Genomic DNA, 16518 nt, shown 5'->3' on the forward strand with positions numbered 1-16518 from the left:
TCCGCTCCCAATATAGCTTTCAAAGTTTTTAAAATTCCTTCGCAGAATATTTTTTTAACTAAGAATTTTAGTTTTATTTTGCCAATAATATTAGCATTTTAAAAAACAGATTATGGAAGCGATGAAGTTGAGTGGAGAAATTGTTACCCTACCCTTGCATAATGCCAACATGGAAGAAACGATAGACCTTTCGAGGGTAATTCACTCCCAGCCCCACAGTACTTTTATCTTTCAGATCAAGGGGGATGCGATGGCCGGCGCCAACATGCCGGATGGCGCGATGGCGGTGATTGACAGGTCGTTACGCCCCGGTACCGGCGATATTATCCTGGCGATGGTAAACGGGGAATACACGATCAAACGCCTGGTGAAAGCCGGCCGCAACTGGGTGCTCCATGCTGAAAATGCTTTTTACAAACCGGTACTTATCACAGAAGATACTGATTTCCAGGTATGGGGAGTGGTAACGGCGGTGATTGTGGACATGCGTAAATAGTAGAGTCATGTTTAATCCGCTAGCATTGTTTACGCCGCCGGTACTAACGGCCTTCCTGGGCCAAGGCTATACTTTATTTGTAAGGCAGAGTTATTTGCCCGGCATTGAGCCCGGAGATAAGGAAACGAAAGAGGCGTTTTTGATAACGCCCTATAAAGATATCGGGGAGGCGAACCAGCACTTTCAGCACATCCGGTTCGACAAACGAAAATATATATACCAGGCGCATCGCCCTGAAGAGATGGACAAATTATTTATTGCTGCAGGCCAGCCCCCAGGCTACAAGGTATTTACCGCGATGCTGAAAGGTAAAACCTGGGAGCCAGGTGGCGAGGTCGCAGAAAAGCTGAAACGATATATGCAGATCCATACCAACTGGCGGCCGAGCAGTACCGTTGAGGCGGAGCTGTTTACACACTTCGGGGAACTAATTATTGCGCTCCGGTACGGGCAAGAGGAAATACAAGTACCTTTATACCAACTAATCACCGGATAGCATATGTGTTACGATATCGCCTTTACTACCAGGATTGAAAGCATTTTTAAGATTATGCCCCTGCTGCAGACGGCGCCCGGCGCTAATTTGCAGTTTGAGCCTACGTATCATAAAATCGGGATGTCGTACCCGCAGTGGCCGGTGGTGGTCAACCACGAAGTGCCGCAGCTGGCATTGTTTAACTGGGGCCCGATCCCGAAGATGTTGAATACGCCGGAGAAGGTGAAGCGGCAGCGGCAGATGTTCCTCAACGCCCGCAGCGAGAAGGTACTGGAACCTAAGACGCTGTGGAACGCGATCCGTAATCAGCGTTGCCTCATCCCCGTTACCGGCTTTTTTGAATACCGGGAAGTGCCGGGATTGAAAAATAAAGTGCCGTATTATATTAAGTCGCAGGAGCAGGAAGTGTTTTTCATTGCCGGGCTCTGGGCGTTGTCCAACTCCTGGGATGTGGATAAACCCGAGCGCATCCCCACGTTTTCCCTGCTGACCCGCAGCGCCAACAACGTCATGCGGCAAATCCACAATGGCGGGGACAATGCGGGCCGTATGCCCATGATGCTGACCAATGAACTGGCGGAGGAATGGATTAAGCCGGATCTAACGGACACGGATATACGCGATGTACTGCAGTATGAACAGCCATCGGATGTGTTGCAGTACTGGACGGTGAATTCAGTGCGGAAGGCGAAGCCGGATGATGAAACGGTGATTGAGGAGGTGAGGTATGAAGGAGTGCCGCCGGTGGTGGTGTAGGTGGCGGCGATTGCAGGCCATCATGTAGAAGATTTTTACGGAAGTCCTAACTTGTCAAATAGCACCCGGTTCCTGCTTTTGGCATCCTTCAAAAGTTTTTGATAGGAGATTACTTCTACATAAGCATTGTATTTTTCATGAAAAGAGAAATACCCCAGGTTGTCCGGCGTTCTTTTATAATCCCGGTCTTCCAGTACTTTGGTTAAGCGCTGATTAAAGTCACAAATGATATAGGCATAAAAAGGCGTCCGTTCCTTATCCACCTGTATAAGCTTACCTCTTCTGTCCGTCGCCCCATGCTCTCTTATGGTTCGTATATATGCAATAACCTGGTCAAGCGGATTCTTCTTCTCCTGTGCAGTCGAATAATCATCCCGTTCCGGTCTTTTGAATTCAACGATGACGATTGAATTATGAGGAGCTTCATCATTTACGAATGCAAAGCTGGAATTAAAGATCAACAGGTCTAACCGGTCTTTACTTTCAGCTCCGTTGAGGACCGGAATTTGATTTAATTGCTTATCGGAAGCCAGATAATAATGATAAGAAAGCCGCTCATCTATCAGCCATAAATTCTGTTGTTCATAACTGATTTCATCAGACTCCTTTCTGATGGGGAAAAAAATATTGTGAATAGTTTCCTCCATTTGAAACTCACCCTGGTCATCACTTCCCAAAAATTTATCCAACAGTGCGATAACAGCCTTCCGGTGAACAATATACCTGGCGAGATTAGACTTTCCGATATCATTAAACTTCTCTATATAATCTTCATATAGCTGCAGGTATTCGTTAGACGACCTGAAATCGGACGATGATTCAAGCACGCTGATACCTAATTCTTTCACTTCGATTTCCAGGTCATGCTGAATTTTGAACAGTTCTATATCCAACTTGCCGCCTGAAAGGTTGGGCGGCATTTTCCTGATGCTGTCAGGCTTATATTTTAAGAGAGGCTTGAATTGAGGCGCGTGCGCTATGATATGCTCCCGATATTGTAAGAATTTATTTTCTCTCAGGCTATACAAATAATCCTGTAAAATATTTTCAAGCGCATCAATAATAGCCAACCTGATCTGCGTCAGGGATAACTCTTCCTCACTATCTACTTCTTCAGCTTCCTCCGCATCTCCCAGCGGGAAACTAAATCCGGTTCTCTCACTGTTCACATTTGCATTTAAATAGTCCCCCGTAATATAGCACTGGTAAGTAAATTCTGATCCGTTTGCATCCCGGACGGATTTGCCGAGATCAGGCAAATACTTCAATAAACTTTCATCCGAGACCTCTCTTTCATTGGCGCAGTAATGAAGTTTATGATTCCCTTTAGAATCAAACAACTTTATTAAATGCAGGTAAAACGTATGCTTTCCCAGCACGATAGTGGTTTCCAGTAAGCTTTTCCTGATATTATCGCTGTACAGGTCCTGCAGTAACAATTCTTTTCCATTGCTATCTATCAACCGGATGTAGGGACATCTTTCCAATACAAAATAAACGAGGAAATGCTCAATTATCTTTTCTCCGATTTCCTTTATTTCTTTAGGGATATACCGCTCAAATTCAGGATGTACATTATTCAAAATAACCCTGGTACCTGTAGTCAAAGTATCGAAAGGCCCGAGCGCATACTCATAGAAGCCGGTGGGCTTAAGCGTAAAGTAACGCTTGCAGGGTACCCCATCCTGATCAAAAAAGACGCTGTCGTAGGTCATCGAGCTGAATGCCTTCAGGCATACGAACCGCCCGATGCCCCTGGCGCCTTTTTCAATTTTGTATTCGGAATCGGCCGTCAAAAAAGATTGGTAATTATCTTCGTTCAGACCAATGCCGTTATCTGCGATCTCAAAGGATGTGACGGGCGCCACCTCCACATTTTCCATCTCCTGCAGCGTGGCGGAATGACCTCTCCGCAGGATGCGGATAGTGATCTGGCCGGAGGCAATATTTCCTTTTTCCTCAATAGCATGGATGGAGTTACTGATAGCTTCATAGAGCGGCCATAAGGACTTACTCCGTGGTAGTTTCGTGTTTCTGACTTTACCGGCAGCATTGGTATGGAATTTAGGTAACGTGATCTGCTCCATGAGAAAAAGTTATCCCACTAAAATACGGAATTTATTGCCTGAAAAAACCAATGAAATTGAATTTATATAATTGATAATCAGATTATTACAAAGATTCGACGAAACCGCAGACAAATGACAAAACTGCTCTTCCTGCAATGAAGATGAAAAAAAGGAAATAAAAAAAGCCGCAAATCTTTCAGGAAGAAAATTTGCGGCTTTTAGCTTGTTGCCTGACCTGGATTCGAACCAAGACAAACAGAGTCAGAGTCTGTCGTACTACCGTTATACTATCAGGCATTATCGTTTCAGGACGGCAAAATTACGACATTCTTCATTTCCTCCAAATTTTTCAGGATATTTTTTCAGAAAAAAATTTCAAAACCCGCTCAGTATCAACCGTCGCGGCCTTTTTCCGGGAATTATCCCTAAATTAACGCCTGCTAAACCGTTCATTTTATGCGCCAGATTGTGTTTGCTTCCCTCCTGCTGATCGCCGCCTCCCTGCAGGGCTTTGCCCAGACCGCTACCGTCACCCCCCGGCTGATGGGCTACATCAACGATAAAAAGCTCAAGGAAGCCTCCGGCATAGCCTCCTCCGTGCCGCTGAAAAACTGCTACTGGTCCCATAACGATAGCGGCAATAAACCGGACGTATTCCTGCTCAATAATAAAGCGGAAGTCATCAGTGTGCTTACCATCGAAAACGGGACGAACAGAGACTGGGAAGACATCGCCGAAGGGGCCGGCCCCGTAAAAGGGAAATACTACGTATATGTGGCGGATATTGGGGATAACAGCGGCACCCGCGACCATGTACGCATCTACCGGTTCCCGGAGCCTGCCTCTAAGCCCCAGTCAAAAGGGAGCATCTCCGCCGATGTGCTCAAACTCGAATACCCGGATCACCCGAAAGACGCGGAGTCCCTCATGATTGACCCCATCTCCCGGCAAATCTATATCATCAGCAAACGGCAAAAAGCCGTTCACCTTTATAAAACAAGCTTGGATTTCAAGGATGGCGACAAAACCACTCTCCAAAAGCTGATCACCCTGCCATTTACATGGGTAGTATCGGCGGACATCTCCAAGGACGGTCATCACATCATACTCAAAACCCTCACGACGGTGTATTACTGGCGCCGCAAGACCGGCGAAACCGTAGAACAAGCCATGGCCCGCCCCGGCAAACAGCTCCCCTACCAGCCGGAAGCACAGGGGGAAGCCATTACCATCACTACTGACAACAGCGGATATGTGACCATCAGCGAAGGCAAAGCGGCTCCGATGTTTTTCTATAAATGGAAGTTTTAGCCAGGTACTGCGGTTATTCATCAGCGTTGCCAACGTAATGCGGATATACTATTTCACCCGCGAAAGATTACCGCCGTTTCCGCTCCTAAAACCGGAAATACTGCACATCTGCGTCACCGGCCCCCTGGCATACTGATCAGCGCTGGTAAGGCCATTCCGTTGTTTTGCAGCGCAGCAGCGCCAGACATCTCCCCCAACCCACTAATTTTTTAAACGCTGATATACCATTTCAGTACGGACTGCTATACTTGTATATGCAGGCAGATCATTATTGCAGTAAATGACCGGCCCCACTGTTCTACCCTGAAGTCGACACCCTCAAAAACAGCTGCGCTCCCTTTACCCGGACTGGCTGTTTTATAAAACCATAATAGTATGCCAGCAAAAAAAGCAATTATCATCGGGGCAGGTCCCGCAGGTTTGACCGCCGCCTATGAACTACTTCAACGCACGAACATCATCCCGATAGTCCTGGAAAAAAGCACTGACATTGGTGGAATATCAAAAACGGTGAACTATAAAGGTAACAGGATAGATATCGGTGGCCACCGCTTCTTCTCCAAATCCGACCGCGTGATGGAATGGTGGCTCCATATGATGCCGCCCCAGGAAGAAGCCGCCGAAACATTCAGCATTACGTACCAACGCAAAACCAGAGATGTGAAAAAGCCGGCGAATACTGGCACAGACACGCTTGAAGCACGGAACCCCGACCTCGTTATGCTGGTCCGCCAACGCCTGTCACGCATCTACTTCCTGAAAAAATTCTTTAACTACCCCATCCAGCTTTCCCTGGATACCCTGAAAAAACTGGGACTCACCACGACTATCAGCATCATGTTCTCCTACATGTGGGCCCAGCTGTTTCCACGTAAACAGGAAAAATCCCTGGAAGATTTTATGGTGAACCGCTTCGGTAAAACGCTGTACCACCTGTTCTTTAAAGACTATACGGAAAAAGTATGGGGCATCGAATGCGCTAAGATATCCGCTGAATGGGGCGCCCAGCGCATCAAAGGCATCTCCATCGGCAAAGCCATCTCCCACGCCCTCAAAACCGCATGGGACGCCGGCAAACCCAAAGACATCAACCAGAAAAATGTTGAAACCAGTTTGATAGAACAATTCCTCTATCCGAAATTCGGCCCCGGCCAGCTTTGGGAAGAGGTAGCGCGACAGGTAACAGAACGCGGCGGTACCATCCTCATGGAACACGATGTGAAAAAAATATTTACGAACGGCAACCAGGTCACCGCCATCGAAGCGCTGGATAAAACCACCGGAGAAGCGGTCATGCTCGAAGGCGATTACTTCTTCTCCACCATGCCGGTGCAGGAACTGATTGCGGATATACAGGGCAATGTGCCGGAAAACGTGCGTAATATTGCGGCAGGGCTCATGTACCGCGACTTCATCACCATCGGTATCCTGCTCAAAAACCTCAGCTTCCAGGACGGCAAAACCGGCCAGTACAAACCTATTACCCTTAAAGACACCTGGATCTATATTCAGGAAAAAGATGTACGCGTAGGCCGCCTGCAACTCTTCAACAACTGGAGCCCCTTCATGGTAAAGGACCCCGGCACCACCTGGGTGGGCATGGAATACTTCTGTAACATGGGCGACGGCTTCTGGGAACTCCCCGACGAAGAGATCCGACAGATCGCCATCGACGAACTCTGTAAAATCGGACTCGCCCAAAAAGCAGATGTGCTGGACGCTACGGTACTCCGTATGGAAAAAACATACCCCGCCTACTTCGGCACCTACGACCGCTTCGATGAACTGAGAAACTACATCGATTCCTTCGAAAATATTTTCCTCGTAGGCCGCAACGGCATGCATAAGTACAACAACTCCGACCACTCCATGCTAACGGCCATGGTAGCGGTGGATAACATCTGCAACGGCATTGTTACAAAGGCAAACATCTGGAGTATCAACACCGAACAGGAATATCATGAAGAGAAAAAATAAATAGTGAGCCATACCTGACTCAAAATAACCGCGAATGTTATTACCTATTTACGGCGACCCCAAACTGACGGATACCAGTTTCAGGCAGTTCCTCCTTGCCGACAGGCGTAACCTCCTGTTGGCAGGGATAGCCATAGCAGTCATTATTGTAAACCTGGTGATATTTAAATGGATCTATCCCTACATGGATATCACGCCGGATAGCGAAAGCTACCTGACCGCCGCAGCGTATCACCTGCAGGCGGACCTCTGGCCGGTTGGCTATTCCCGGATACTGGAGCTGCAACACAGCCTCCTGCGTTCCGAAACAGGGCTCATGGCATTCCAGTACCTTTGCCTGCAGGCCGGCGCCTTCTTCCTGTACTTTACCATCCTATATATGCTGCGGCCAGGTAAATTATTTACCTATGGCGCCTGGCTCTTTCTACTGATTAACCCCTTATTTCTTTACCTCAGCAACTATATAATTACAGAGGCGCTATTCCTTGCCCTCGGGTTTACCTGGTTTGCGCTGTTGTTGTGGGTACGCTATAAACCCGGTACCCTTGTTTTTCTGCTACATGGCGTTGTGCTGGCAGTGGCTTTCACCATGCGGTATAATGCCATGTTTTTCCCGGTGGTGGCGCTCGGCGCCATACTGCCTGCACGCGCGGCCGCCTGGAAAAAAGTATATGCGATCGCGTTACCCCTGGTACTCATCGGCGCTTTTATCTGGTACACCAGTTACCAGACTTACAAACTAACCGGCGTAAGAAAATTCTCTGTTTTCAGCGGCTGGCAGCTGGCAAACAATGCCATGTACATGCTGCCTTACATCGCCTATGACACCACGGGCCTGCCCGCACATTTACAGGGATTACACCGCTATGCGCACCAGTTGGTAAAAAGTAAATTATTTAACCCGGAAGAAGCTACCCTGCCGGCGGGTGCTTATTATATGTGGACGCAGCACGGGCCCTTAAAAGTCATGCTGGCCAGCTACATGAAAAAGCACAAGGTAACAGACAGTTATACAGGCTGGGCAAGGGTTTCAGATGCCTATAGCGATTATGGCAAATTCCTCATCAAAAAACATCCCCTGGCTTTTGCCACACACTTCTGGCTGCCAAATGTGGTAGAATACCTGCGCCCGGGCACTGAAATGATCGGCAACAGTAACAGGAATAAAATCGGTACGCCCGGTGTGATGCGGCAATGGTTCCGCAATACGCCGGTGTTAATCAACGACCGCTTTCCGCAGCTGCAGCCGTTCCTGATGTCGAAATATACTTTCCTTTTTATCTTCCTTCAGCTGGCATTTATAGAGGAAATCATCCGGTTTATTTATCTCAAACGGCATAAGTATGTAGCGCTGATATTCAACCAGGTGATGGCGCTCTTTGTTACCTTCCAATTGGTACACTTTTGCTTTAGCACGCTGGCGGCCCCTGTGGTGCTGCGTTACCAGGCAATGCTGATTGTGTTGCTGGCATTCGGGGTGTTGCTGTTGATTGAGAAAAACGATAATACACCCATATGGTCCGATACTGCGGAACCGGTACCGGATATATAGATTGGGGATACGTGGCTATTCTTCTCTCAATCGTTCGTCCGTATAAGTAATCGCCGTTTTACCATGCGGCACCGGCACTCCGTGTTCATCCACGCTGACAAACACGATCCTGTCGATCGTTAGAATACTCTTATGGGTAATCTTATTTCTCACTTCACATTGCAGCGTAAGGGAAGTACGGCCGAAATGCGTTGCCTTGATACCTAATTCCACGATATCACCCTGGCGGGCCGAGTTAATGAAGTTAATTTCAGACATGTATTTGGTCACACAACGATTAGTGCCCAGCTGTATAATGGAATAGATAGCCGCCTCTTCATCGATCCATCGCAGCAAGCTACCGCCAAACAAGGTTCCGTGGGCATTCAGGTCCTCCGGTTTCACCCATTTTCTTGTATAAAAATTCATTGCATCCCGATTTTTGAACTTCCTGCAAAGGTACAAAAAAGCAGGAGCCGTTTCCCGCGCCTGCCATTTCATCCTTCCGCTGACTTTATCTTTAAACCGTTTTCATCAGCGCATCGATTTCTTCCTTTTCATAAGGCGGGCAACCACCGGCCTTCCCGGCCACCAAAGCGCCCAGGGCATTCCCAAAACGTATAGCCGCAGCCGGGCCCCTGCCCTCATGCCGCGCGTGCAGGTAGCCGGCCAGTAAGGCATCGCCGCTGCCAATGGTATCTACTACGGTTACCCGGTGGCCTTTTTCGTAATGAAACCCGCCGTCCTCATACAGTACAGCGCCTGCCGCTCCCAGCGTTACGATGATGGCGCGGGGCAGATACTTTTCCTGCAGCTGTTCAATGCGGGCTTCCATATCCCCGGAAAACCCAAACCACTCGCTCAACTCAGCCAGCTCATGTTCGTTGATTTTCACAATATCCGCATGCTGCAATAGCCAATCTACATGCTCCCGGGTAAAATGCGGTGGCCGCAGGTTCACATCCAGCACGCGCAACGCGGGTATCCGCAACATCGCCTTCAGCGCTTCCCTGCTCACCAGGTGCCGGGAGGAGAGCGAGCCGAAAATAATATAGGCAGGATGCGCATCCAGGAAAGCTTCCCAGGTGAGGTCCGCCGCTATAAAATCCCACGCGGCCGGAAACAGAATATCATAGGCCATTTCCTGTGCGGGCGTAATGGTAGCCAGCACTTTCCCCGTGGGCGCCTGCTCATCCCGCTGCACATAAGCCGTATTCAGCCCGTAACCGCGCATCAGCTCCAGCAATTGCTCCCCGTAGGCATCCGTTCCAATTCGTGTAACCATGGCCGTTGTATGCCCCATCTTCTGCAGGTGGTACGCCACATTCATGGGAGCGCCGCCTGGCAGCTCTTTATCAGGCAGTATGTCCCACAGGACCTCTCCGAAACAAACGATTTCTGTTTTCATTCTCAAAAGATAATAAAATTCCGTGGAACAAAATATAGGCCACAATGGCCGGTCTTACGGGGAAAATTGCGGGCGCAAAAAAACCGTTGCAGCATAAAACTACAACGGTTCAAGTAAAGCCTTTTGTTGCCCGACCTGGATTCGAACCAAGACAGTCAGAACCAAAATCTGATGTACTACCCTTATACTATCGGGCATCAATGGGTCGCAAAAGTAGGACAATATTTTAAAAAAACAAGAGCTGCGGAAAAAAAATCAAAAAGCCCCGCTACAAAAATTTGCAGCGAGGCATGTTATTCACATACAGCAACTATTAAATTTGAGCGGCCACAACGCTGACTGGCGGCGGTTCTACAGCATGCTCCACTGCTTCCTCCTCCGGCACGGATGGCAATTCATCTCCCACCACCGGACCGTTTGCCGCCAATTCGCTGCCAGCTTTCGAAGATTTGAAAATCGGCCAAAGCAGCTGTGCGTACCATTCTTCCTCCTTGTAATGTTTTAAGCCATAGGCTTTCGGATACTGACGTGTAATGATGCCCGTGCCAAAAATCAGGTCCCAGATAAAGAACATATTTCCGAAATTCCCTTTGTAGTAGCCCACGCCATCGTCTGTCGTATCCGCATGATGGGCGTGGTGTGTGGCCGGTGTGGAGATCAGTCGCTCCATCACCCAGCCGATTGGCTTCAGCGCTTTGTAGGTATAAAACGGCTTGTCCCATTTGATGCTGGAATGCGCGCCGGTAGTGATCAGGGATTTAATCCCGCCTACAAACAAGGCGGCATACCCCAAACCCATATACGTAAGCGCCACCGTCAGGTAAATCTGCGAAAAGAAAACCGTGTAGATAATATTTTGCCGGCTCGCCATCGCCATTCCCATATAGGGAGCGGAGTGATGCGTCCGATGAAAGCGCCACAGCACGGGCAGCTGGTGATGCAGGCGATGGTACCAGTACTGGGTCAGATCGTCCGCCACGGCCATGATGGCGAAGGCCCACCAGAATGGCACCCAGGCAAATGCATCCTTAGCGCCGGGCAGCACATACGGCAGTATCTTCAGGCCGAAGTAGGCGATCAGCGGCCGCACCACGATCTTCGGCAGTATAAAACAAACGATGTCGAGTACACGCTCGTTTTTAGTCCATTTATTTTCGTAGAGGCCAACGGAAAATTCCACGATGCCCACCGCTACCATGATGGCCGGGAGCCCCCAGGTACGCAGGTTTTGGAATACCAGCTCCACCAGTGCCGGCATGCGGAAAGGCAGCGCCTCCGAAGCTGTTGTGAGCCATGGCCTGCTGCCGGTAATATAAAATGTGAGGAACATCAGCGCAATCGGTGCTACATACAGCAGCAGGCTGATAAGTGAATCCCGTAGGATGATCTGTGCGTTTACTTTTGCGGGTGCTGTCATAGAAAAAAAGTTTAGTGGTGTGCGTTAAGCAATTGATAGATAAACCAGATAGTTCCCCCGATTACCAGCAGCGGCACGAGGAAAATAATAAAGCCAATCGCGATTTTTTTAACCAGTATGGTAATATCAGAGAGTGTCATGTTATATTTTTTTAGTTAGTTGAAAAGGCTATTTATCCCACCACAGCGCGGGAGTCTGGTAACCGGCTCCTGCGGGCGTATTCTTATTCAGCGAAACTTCGTTTTGCGGATACGGAATTCTCCGCGGAATCTTCCCTTCCGGATTAGCCGCGCTGGTAGCGTCTTTCGCGGGAGGTATCGCCGGATACCCCGTACGGCGGTAGTCCGTCCAGGCTTCCGGTTGTAAAAACAGCGCGATATATTTTTGGGTGATGATCGTATTCAGATCCGGGTTGGCAATTTTTGCCGCAATGTATGCCTGTTGTTTTTCAGGAGTGGCATAGGGGTCCGCACTGCTGCTGATCACCCTTGCAAAAGAGGCTTTGATGGCGGCTTCCAGCGCAGTTTTTACCAGCGGGTCTTGGGCATTGAGGCGGTACCGCGCTTCTGCTTCCAAAAACTTTGCTTCGCTGTAGCTACTGATTATTATGGGAGAAGTTGCCGTCCCGTAATAAGTACCTATCACGGAATACGCTCCGGGAATTCCAGGGGCACTGCCACGGAAAGTATTGCTGCCGGTAGGGTACGGGGTCGCGAAAAACGCACGGCGGGGGTCCACCAGGAGGCCTTCCGGCTTCGTGGGGGCATCGGTGACCTCATTGCCATTGAGCAGATTTACAAACGATGCGCCCAGCCCTATCCAGCCGGGGCGGTTGGCATTCTGCTGATAGAAAGGATTGCTGTTGGTGGCGCCTGAGCCAAAGACCACCAGCGCATCTGACTGGTTATCCGCGATCGCACGGAACCTGCTTCCATCATACAACGCGTTGAGGACCTGCTGCGCGGCAGCAGCGCTGTTCAGCCTGGAGAGATGTATGGCATACCGGGCTTTCAGCGTGTAGGCGAGGGATTTCCAGCGTTCCACATTCCCGCCGTAAATCACATCGTCCGTACCGGGCAGCGCTCCGAAATTATCCGTCGCCGGCACGGACAATTCCCTGATTGCCGTATCCAGCTGCAGTTGCAGCGCTGTATAAATATCTTCCTGCTTATCAAATGCGGGCGTAGTCACCTTATTGCCATACAACGCATCCTTATAGGGAATATCCCCAAACAAATCCGTCAGCGTAGCAAAGGAATAAGTACTGAGGATGCGGGCAATACCGCTGTAATAGGGCAAACGCTGCTCCGTGGCTGTGCGCTGTACAATCTTCAGCTCGTCCAGCACATCCACATAAAATCCCCGCCAAGTAGCGTTGAAATACTGAGGCGACGAAGTATAGTTGTCAAACGAAGCGGCATCGCCATTGGCGCCCGAAGCCTGCTGGATGTAAATGTTCGCTATCAGCCCGGCATTGACGCCCAGGTTAAAGGCCAGGGCCACCTCCGCTCCGGTGAGGACGGCACTCACCGAGGTTTGGGTGGAGGCATCGGGGTTCACATTGATATCCTGTAAGGAACAGGCCACCGGGAAGATGAACAGACTAACAGCAATGGTTACACGTATTAAGGTATGTTGAATGAATTCCATGTTCAATAGTTGATCGGTTAAAAGGAAACGTTGAGCGCCACACCATAGCTCCTGGTATTGGGCGTTGTCCAGAAGTCGATACCGGAGGCGTTCGACAAGCCATTGCGGCTACCCAGGTCCGGATCGCTGCCGGTGTAATTTGTAGCCAGCAAAAAGTTCCGGGCGGTAAGCGTGATGCTGGCCGCGCTGATATGCGCGGGCTTCAGGATATGCGCCGGCAGCGCATATGTCAGGTTCACATCTTTCAGCTTCACCCAATAGAGGTCATGCTCCACGTACAAACCCTGAATGCTGAAAGTATTCCTGTACCATGCCTGGGAAAGCACCGCCGGTATGGTATTGGGTGTTCCCTTGGAAGCCGTTACGCCGTCAAACACCGTTTGGGTGCCGCGTGCGACGGTGGACGCATCCACACCGTTAAACACCATTTGCAGCCGCGGCGCATTGAATATATCGAACCCGAAACGGCCGTCCAGCAGGAAGGAGAAGGTAAAGGCCCCGTAATGGAATTCATTGCGCAGTCCTACGTTGAAGTCAGGATTAGGATCCCCTATTTTCGTAAAGGTGCTGTTTACAATCGGGTAGCCATAGCTGGCGCTGGCAGGGTTGTCATCTATCACCGGCTTGCCGGCTGCATTCCGCTTCACATCCGTACCATAAAACACGCCGTAGGGCTCGCCGGCCTGGCCCCTGGCTTCCATCCATATACCGCCTAAACTTACGCTGGTAATATTATCGGTGATGTAATTCACCTTGCTGATATTCTTGTTGAACAATGCCGTGGCAGACCAGTTAAACCGGGTGCCGGTAATGATTTTTTGTTGCAGGTTGAGCTCCAGCCCCTTATTGATAATGTTACCGGCATTGGTCAGCGTATAGGCGGCCCCGGTAGAATAAGGCAACGTTACCGGAATGATCTGGTCCTTACTGCTGTTGTAGTAATACACTGCTTCCAGTTGTGTTTTATCCCGGAAGAAGTGCAGGTCCAGCCCTGCTTCCCAGGTGCTGATGCGCTCCGGTTTCAGGTTAGGGTTACCGATGGTAGCGCTGTAACTGAGGCCCTGCTTGCCGTTGAAGGGGAAGCTGATGCCGCTCTGTATCCAGCCGGAAGTGGTCGTAGGTACGTAATAGGTTTCCAGGGAATAGGGATCCGCGTCATTACCTACCTGGGCATAGGTAGCCCGCACTTTACCGAAATTGAGGATGCTGCTGCGCCATTGCAGCGCGTCCGTAAATATGAAGCTGCTGCTTACACTGGGGTAAAAGAATGCGTTCTTTCCTTTGGCCAGCGTGGAAGTCCACTCATTCCTTCCTGTTATTTCCAGGTAGAGGTATTTCCGGTAATCCAGCTTCAGGTCGGCATACCCGGCCACGAGCTTTTTGCGGATGGTTTGGTTGAAAGTTTGCGTAGCGGCCGCATTGGAGATGTTGAAATTGCCGGGGATGGTGAGCCCGTCCCCACGGGTGTTTACCTGGTTGCGCCAGGAGTTGTAATAGTTGTACCCCAGCACGGCCGTCAGCTGCAGGTCCTTATGCAGCTTGTGGTCCGCTACCAGCAGCACGTCCAGGTTGTTATCCCTCCTGCCGTAGTTCACATCGTTGACAGCCCCGGTAGGCACGCCGGAGGTACCGCGACTAAAAGCACCCTTTCTCACGTCCGTATAATTATCCACGCCATAGCGCGCAGTGGCTTTCAGCCAGCTGGTGATGTCGAGATTGGCTTCCGCGAAGGTGATAAAGCGGTTCACTTCATCGGTCTGCGGGTTCATGTTGAGGGACCAGTAAGGGTTATCCCAGCCGATGCCGTTGGCGTAGGAGCGGCTATCACCCCATGGTTTGGCGGAAGTGGCCGGCAGCTTATAGGATTCCGGGTGTTTCCAGGGTTCGCTGTAACCGTTGGTAATATCGAAATTGGCGGCGCTGTTCATGAGCGCCCTTACTACGTTGGTATTGAAGCCGCCCATCAGCGCGCGGTTGTTGGAGCCGTCCTTAATGTAATTCACGCCGCCGGAGAGCTTGAGGCGGTTGCTCACGTTATAGTCGCCATTAAACCGGAAGGTTTGCCGGTAAAAATCTGTTGTCGGGATAATGCCTGTTTGTTTCAGGTTGCCATAGGAAAAGTAATAGCCTGCATTGCCGGTGTTACCGTAGAAGCTCACATTATGATCATTCGTATAGCCGTTCACGTAAAACCGGTCGATATTATTGAAACGCTCTACCGCTACGCCGTTGGAAGTTGGATCGCTTTTGCCGACAATAGCGCCGCCTTTATAGAACGGGCTGGGTTGGGTACTGTAGGTAAGCGTATCCAGCAGCGCGCCCCAGTTTTCGTCCGAACCGGTAGTGCCGGGCTTTACATACTGCCCGCCGATGCCGTTGCTGTAGACGTACTGGCGGGGCTGCATGCGCCGGTTGATCTTATCCACCGTGAAAGAGCCGCTGTAGGTGACGCCGAAAGATTTATCCGTGAGTACGCTGCCACGTTTGGTATTGATCACCACGGCGCCGTTTGCCGCGCGGATGCCGTACAACGCTGCAGCGGCGGGGCCTTTCAGCACCGTCACGCTGGCGATGTCCGCACTGTTGATGTCAATAGCCCGGTTGCTGGGTGTGGCCAGCGATACGGTATTGGACACCGGGGAAATATCCTGTATGGAGTTATCCACCGGGATGCCATCCAGGATGAACAGCGGGGCGTTGCTGCCCAGCAAGGAACTGTTGCCTCGGATCTTGATCGTGGAAGAGCCGCCGGGAGAGCCGCCTGAATTATTGATTTGCACACCGGAAACCTTCCCGCTGAGCGCCGCTACTATATTGGGTTCCCGGCTCTCCTTCAGCGCGGCGCCTTTCACCTCGCCCACGCTGTAACCCAGGGAGCGGGTGGCGCTTTTGATGCCCACCGCGGTAACCACTACTTCGGAGAGGGATTGCTGCTGTTCCAGTTTAATGATCTTGTTGAGTTCATTCTTGGTGATTTCCAGCTCCTGCGGCTGATAGCCGATGAAGGAAACCACGATGGTCTGCGGCAGTTGATGGATGCTGAGTTGATAGTTGCCGGTAGCATCTGCCAGCGCGCCCGTTTTGCCGCTTTTAATGCGTACAGAGGCGCCTGGCAGGGCTTCCAGGGTTTTGCTGTCGATTACCTTTCCTTTGAGTATAACCGGCGCCTGCGCCAGCAACTCCGCAACAGGAAATAATAATGCAGCAAGCAATAAGGTATGTCGTATATAATTAGACATCATAACAATGAGTATGTAAGGAGATGTAAAGCAATAGAAGCTCCTGCCGGCGTGTAATGGCCGGATGTTCGGGCAGGATTAAAAGAGATGGAACAATTTCCGTTAACAACAACAGCAGGCAGGCATTGCACCGGCCGGTAACGTATTGGATGATGGCTGTTGATAACG

General features: G+C 50.2%; 13 protein-coding genes and 2 tRNA genes. 6 read left to right on the top strand and 9 right to left on the bottom strand.

The genetic code is table 11. The features are described 5' to 3' along the window. Window positions 1-112 precede the first annotated feature (112 nt). Genes BOC67_RS09240 through BOC67_RS09250 form a run of 3 tightly spaced genes read left to right on the top strand, consistent with a single transcriptional unit; the run spans window position 113 to window position 1748 of the window. Complete coding sequence (locus BOC67_RS09240) at window positions 113-496, top strand: S24 family peptidase (RefSeq protein ID WP_291909713.1); 384 nt, start codon at window positions 113-115, stop codon at window positions 494-496. Window positions 497-503: 7 nt separating this feature from the next. Further along, the gene (locus BOC67_RS09245; protein WP_291909714.1) at window positions 504-992 is read left to right on the top strand and encodes a hypothetical protein; all 489 of its coding nucleotides are present in this window, start codon (window positions 504-506) and stop codon (window positions 990-992) included. A gap of 3 nt (window positions 993-995) precedes the next feature. Then, window positions 996-1748, top strand: a complete 753-nt coding sequence (locus tag BOC67_RS09250; protein ID WP_291909716.1) for an SOS response-associated peptidase — start codon at window positions 996-998, stop codon at window positions 1746-1748. Window positions 1749-1783: 35 nt separating this feature from the next. Here the strand turns inward: BOC67_RS09250 and BOC67_RS09255 are convergent, their stop codons facing one another. Beyond that, window positions 1784-3631, bottom strand: coding sequence for a hypothetical protein (locus BOC67_RS09255; RefSeq protein WP_291909717.1), 1848 nt, complete (start codon window positions 3629-3631; stop codon window positions 1784-1786). A gap of 412 nt (window positions 3632-4043) precedes the next feature. Next, window positions 4044-4114, bottom strand: a tRNA-Gln gene (locus BOC67_RS09260). A 159-nt stretch (window positions 4115-4273) separates the two neighbouring features. On the opposite strand from BOC67_RS09260, the gene BOC67_RS09265 reads away from it, so the two are divergent. The 3 genes from BOC67_RS09265 (at window position 4274) to BOC67_RS09275 (ending at window position 8657) form a co-directional block, all read left to right on the top strand. Further along, window positions 4274-5128, top strand: a complete 855-nt coding sequence (locus BOC67_RS09265) for a hypothetical protein (protein ID WP_291909719.1) — start codon at window positions 4274-4276, stop codon at window positions 5126-5128. 375 nt (window positions 5129-5503) lie between these two features. Beyond that, entirely contained in the window at window positions 5504-7105 is a 1602-nt protein-coding gene (locus BOC67_RS09270) for an NAD(P)/FAD-dependent oxidoreductase (protein ID WP_291909721.1), read from the top strand. Window positions 7106-7139: 34 nt separating this feature from the next. Then, window positions 7140-8657, top strand: coding sequence for a hypothetical protein (locus BOC67_RS09275; protein WP_291909723.1), 1518 nt, complete (start codon window positions 7140-7142; stop codon window positions 8655-8657). Between the two features lie 15 nt (window positions 8658-8672). Here BOC67_RS09275 and BOC67_RS09280 read toward each other — a convergent pair whose 3' ends face one another. The 7 genes from BOC67_RS09280 to BOC67_RS09310 all read right to left on the bottom strand — a co-directional run bounded on the left by BOC67_RS09280 (window position 8673) and on the right by BOC67_RS09310 (window position 16353). Next, entirely contained in the window at window positions 8673-9065 is a 393-nt protein-coding gene (locus BOC67_RS09280; RefSeq protein WP_291909725.1) for a hotdog domain-containing protein, read from the bottom strand. Window positions 9066-9156: 91 nt separating this feature from the next. Next, on the bottom strand, window positions 9157-10044 hold the full coding sequence (locus BOC67_RS09285) for a carbohydrate kinase (RefSeq protein WP_291909726.1): 888 nt from the start codon (window positions 10042-10044) through the stop codon (window positions 9157-9159). A gap of 126 nt (window positions 10045-10170) precedes the next feature. Beyond that, a tRNA-Gln gene (locus BOC67_RS09290) sits at window positions 10171-10241 on the bottom strand. Window positions 10242-10357: 116 nt separating this feature from the next. Beyond that, a complete protein-coding gene (locus BOC67_RS09295) occupies window positions 10358-11461 on the bottom strand; it encodes a sterol desaturase family protein (RefSeq protein ID WP_291909727.1) in 1104 nt (367 codons plus the stop codon). Between the two features lie 11 nt (window positions 11462-11472). Next, entirely contained in the window at window positions 11473-11601 is a 129-nt protein-coding gene (locus BOC67_RS09300) for a hypothetical protein (protein WP_291909729.1), read from the bottom strand. A gap of 28 nt (window positions 11602-11629) precedes the next feature. Continuing rightward, a complete protein-coding gene (locus BOC67_RS09305; RefSeq protein WP_291909731.1) occupies window positions 11630-13111 on the bottom strand; it encodes a SusD/RagB family nutrient-binding outer membrane lipoprotein in 1482 nt (493 codons plus the stop codon). Between the two features lie 17 nt (window positions 13112-13128). After that, on the bottom strand, window positions 13129-16353 hold the full coding sequence (locus BOC67_RS09310; protein WP_291909733.1) for a SusC/RagA family TonB-linked outer membrane protein: 3225 nt from the start codon (window positions 16351-16353) through the stop codon (window positions 13129-13131). Window positions 16354-16518: the final 165 nt, after the last annotated feature.

The organism is Chitinophaga sp. CB10, from assembly GCA_001870995.2.
Lineage (GTDB): Bacteria > Bacteroidota > Bacteroidia > Chitinophagales > Chitinophagaceae > Chitinophaga.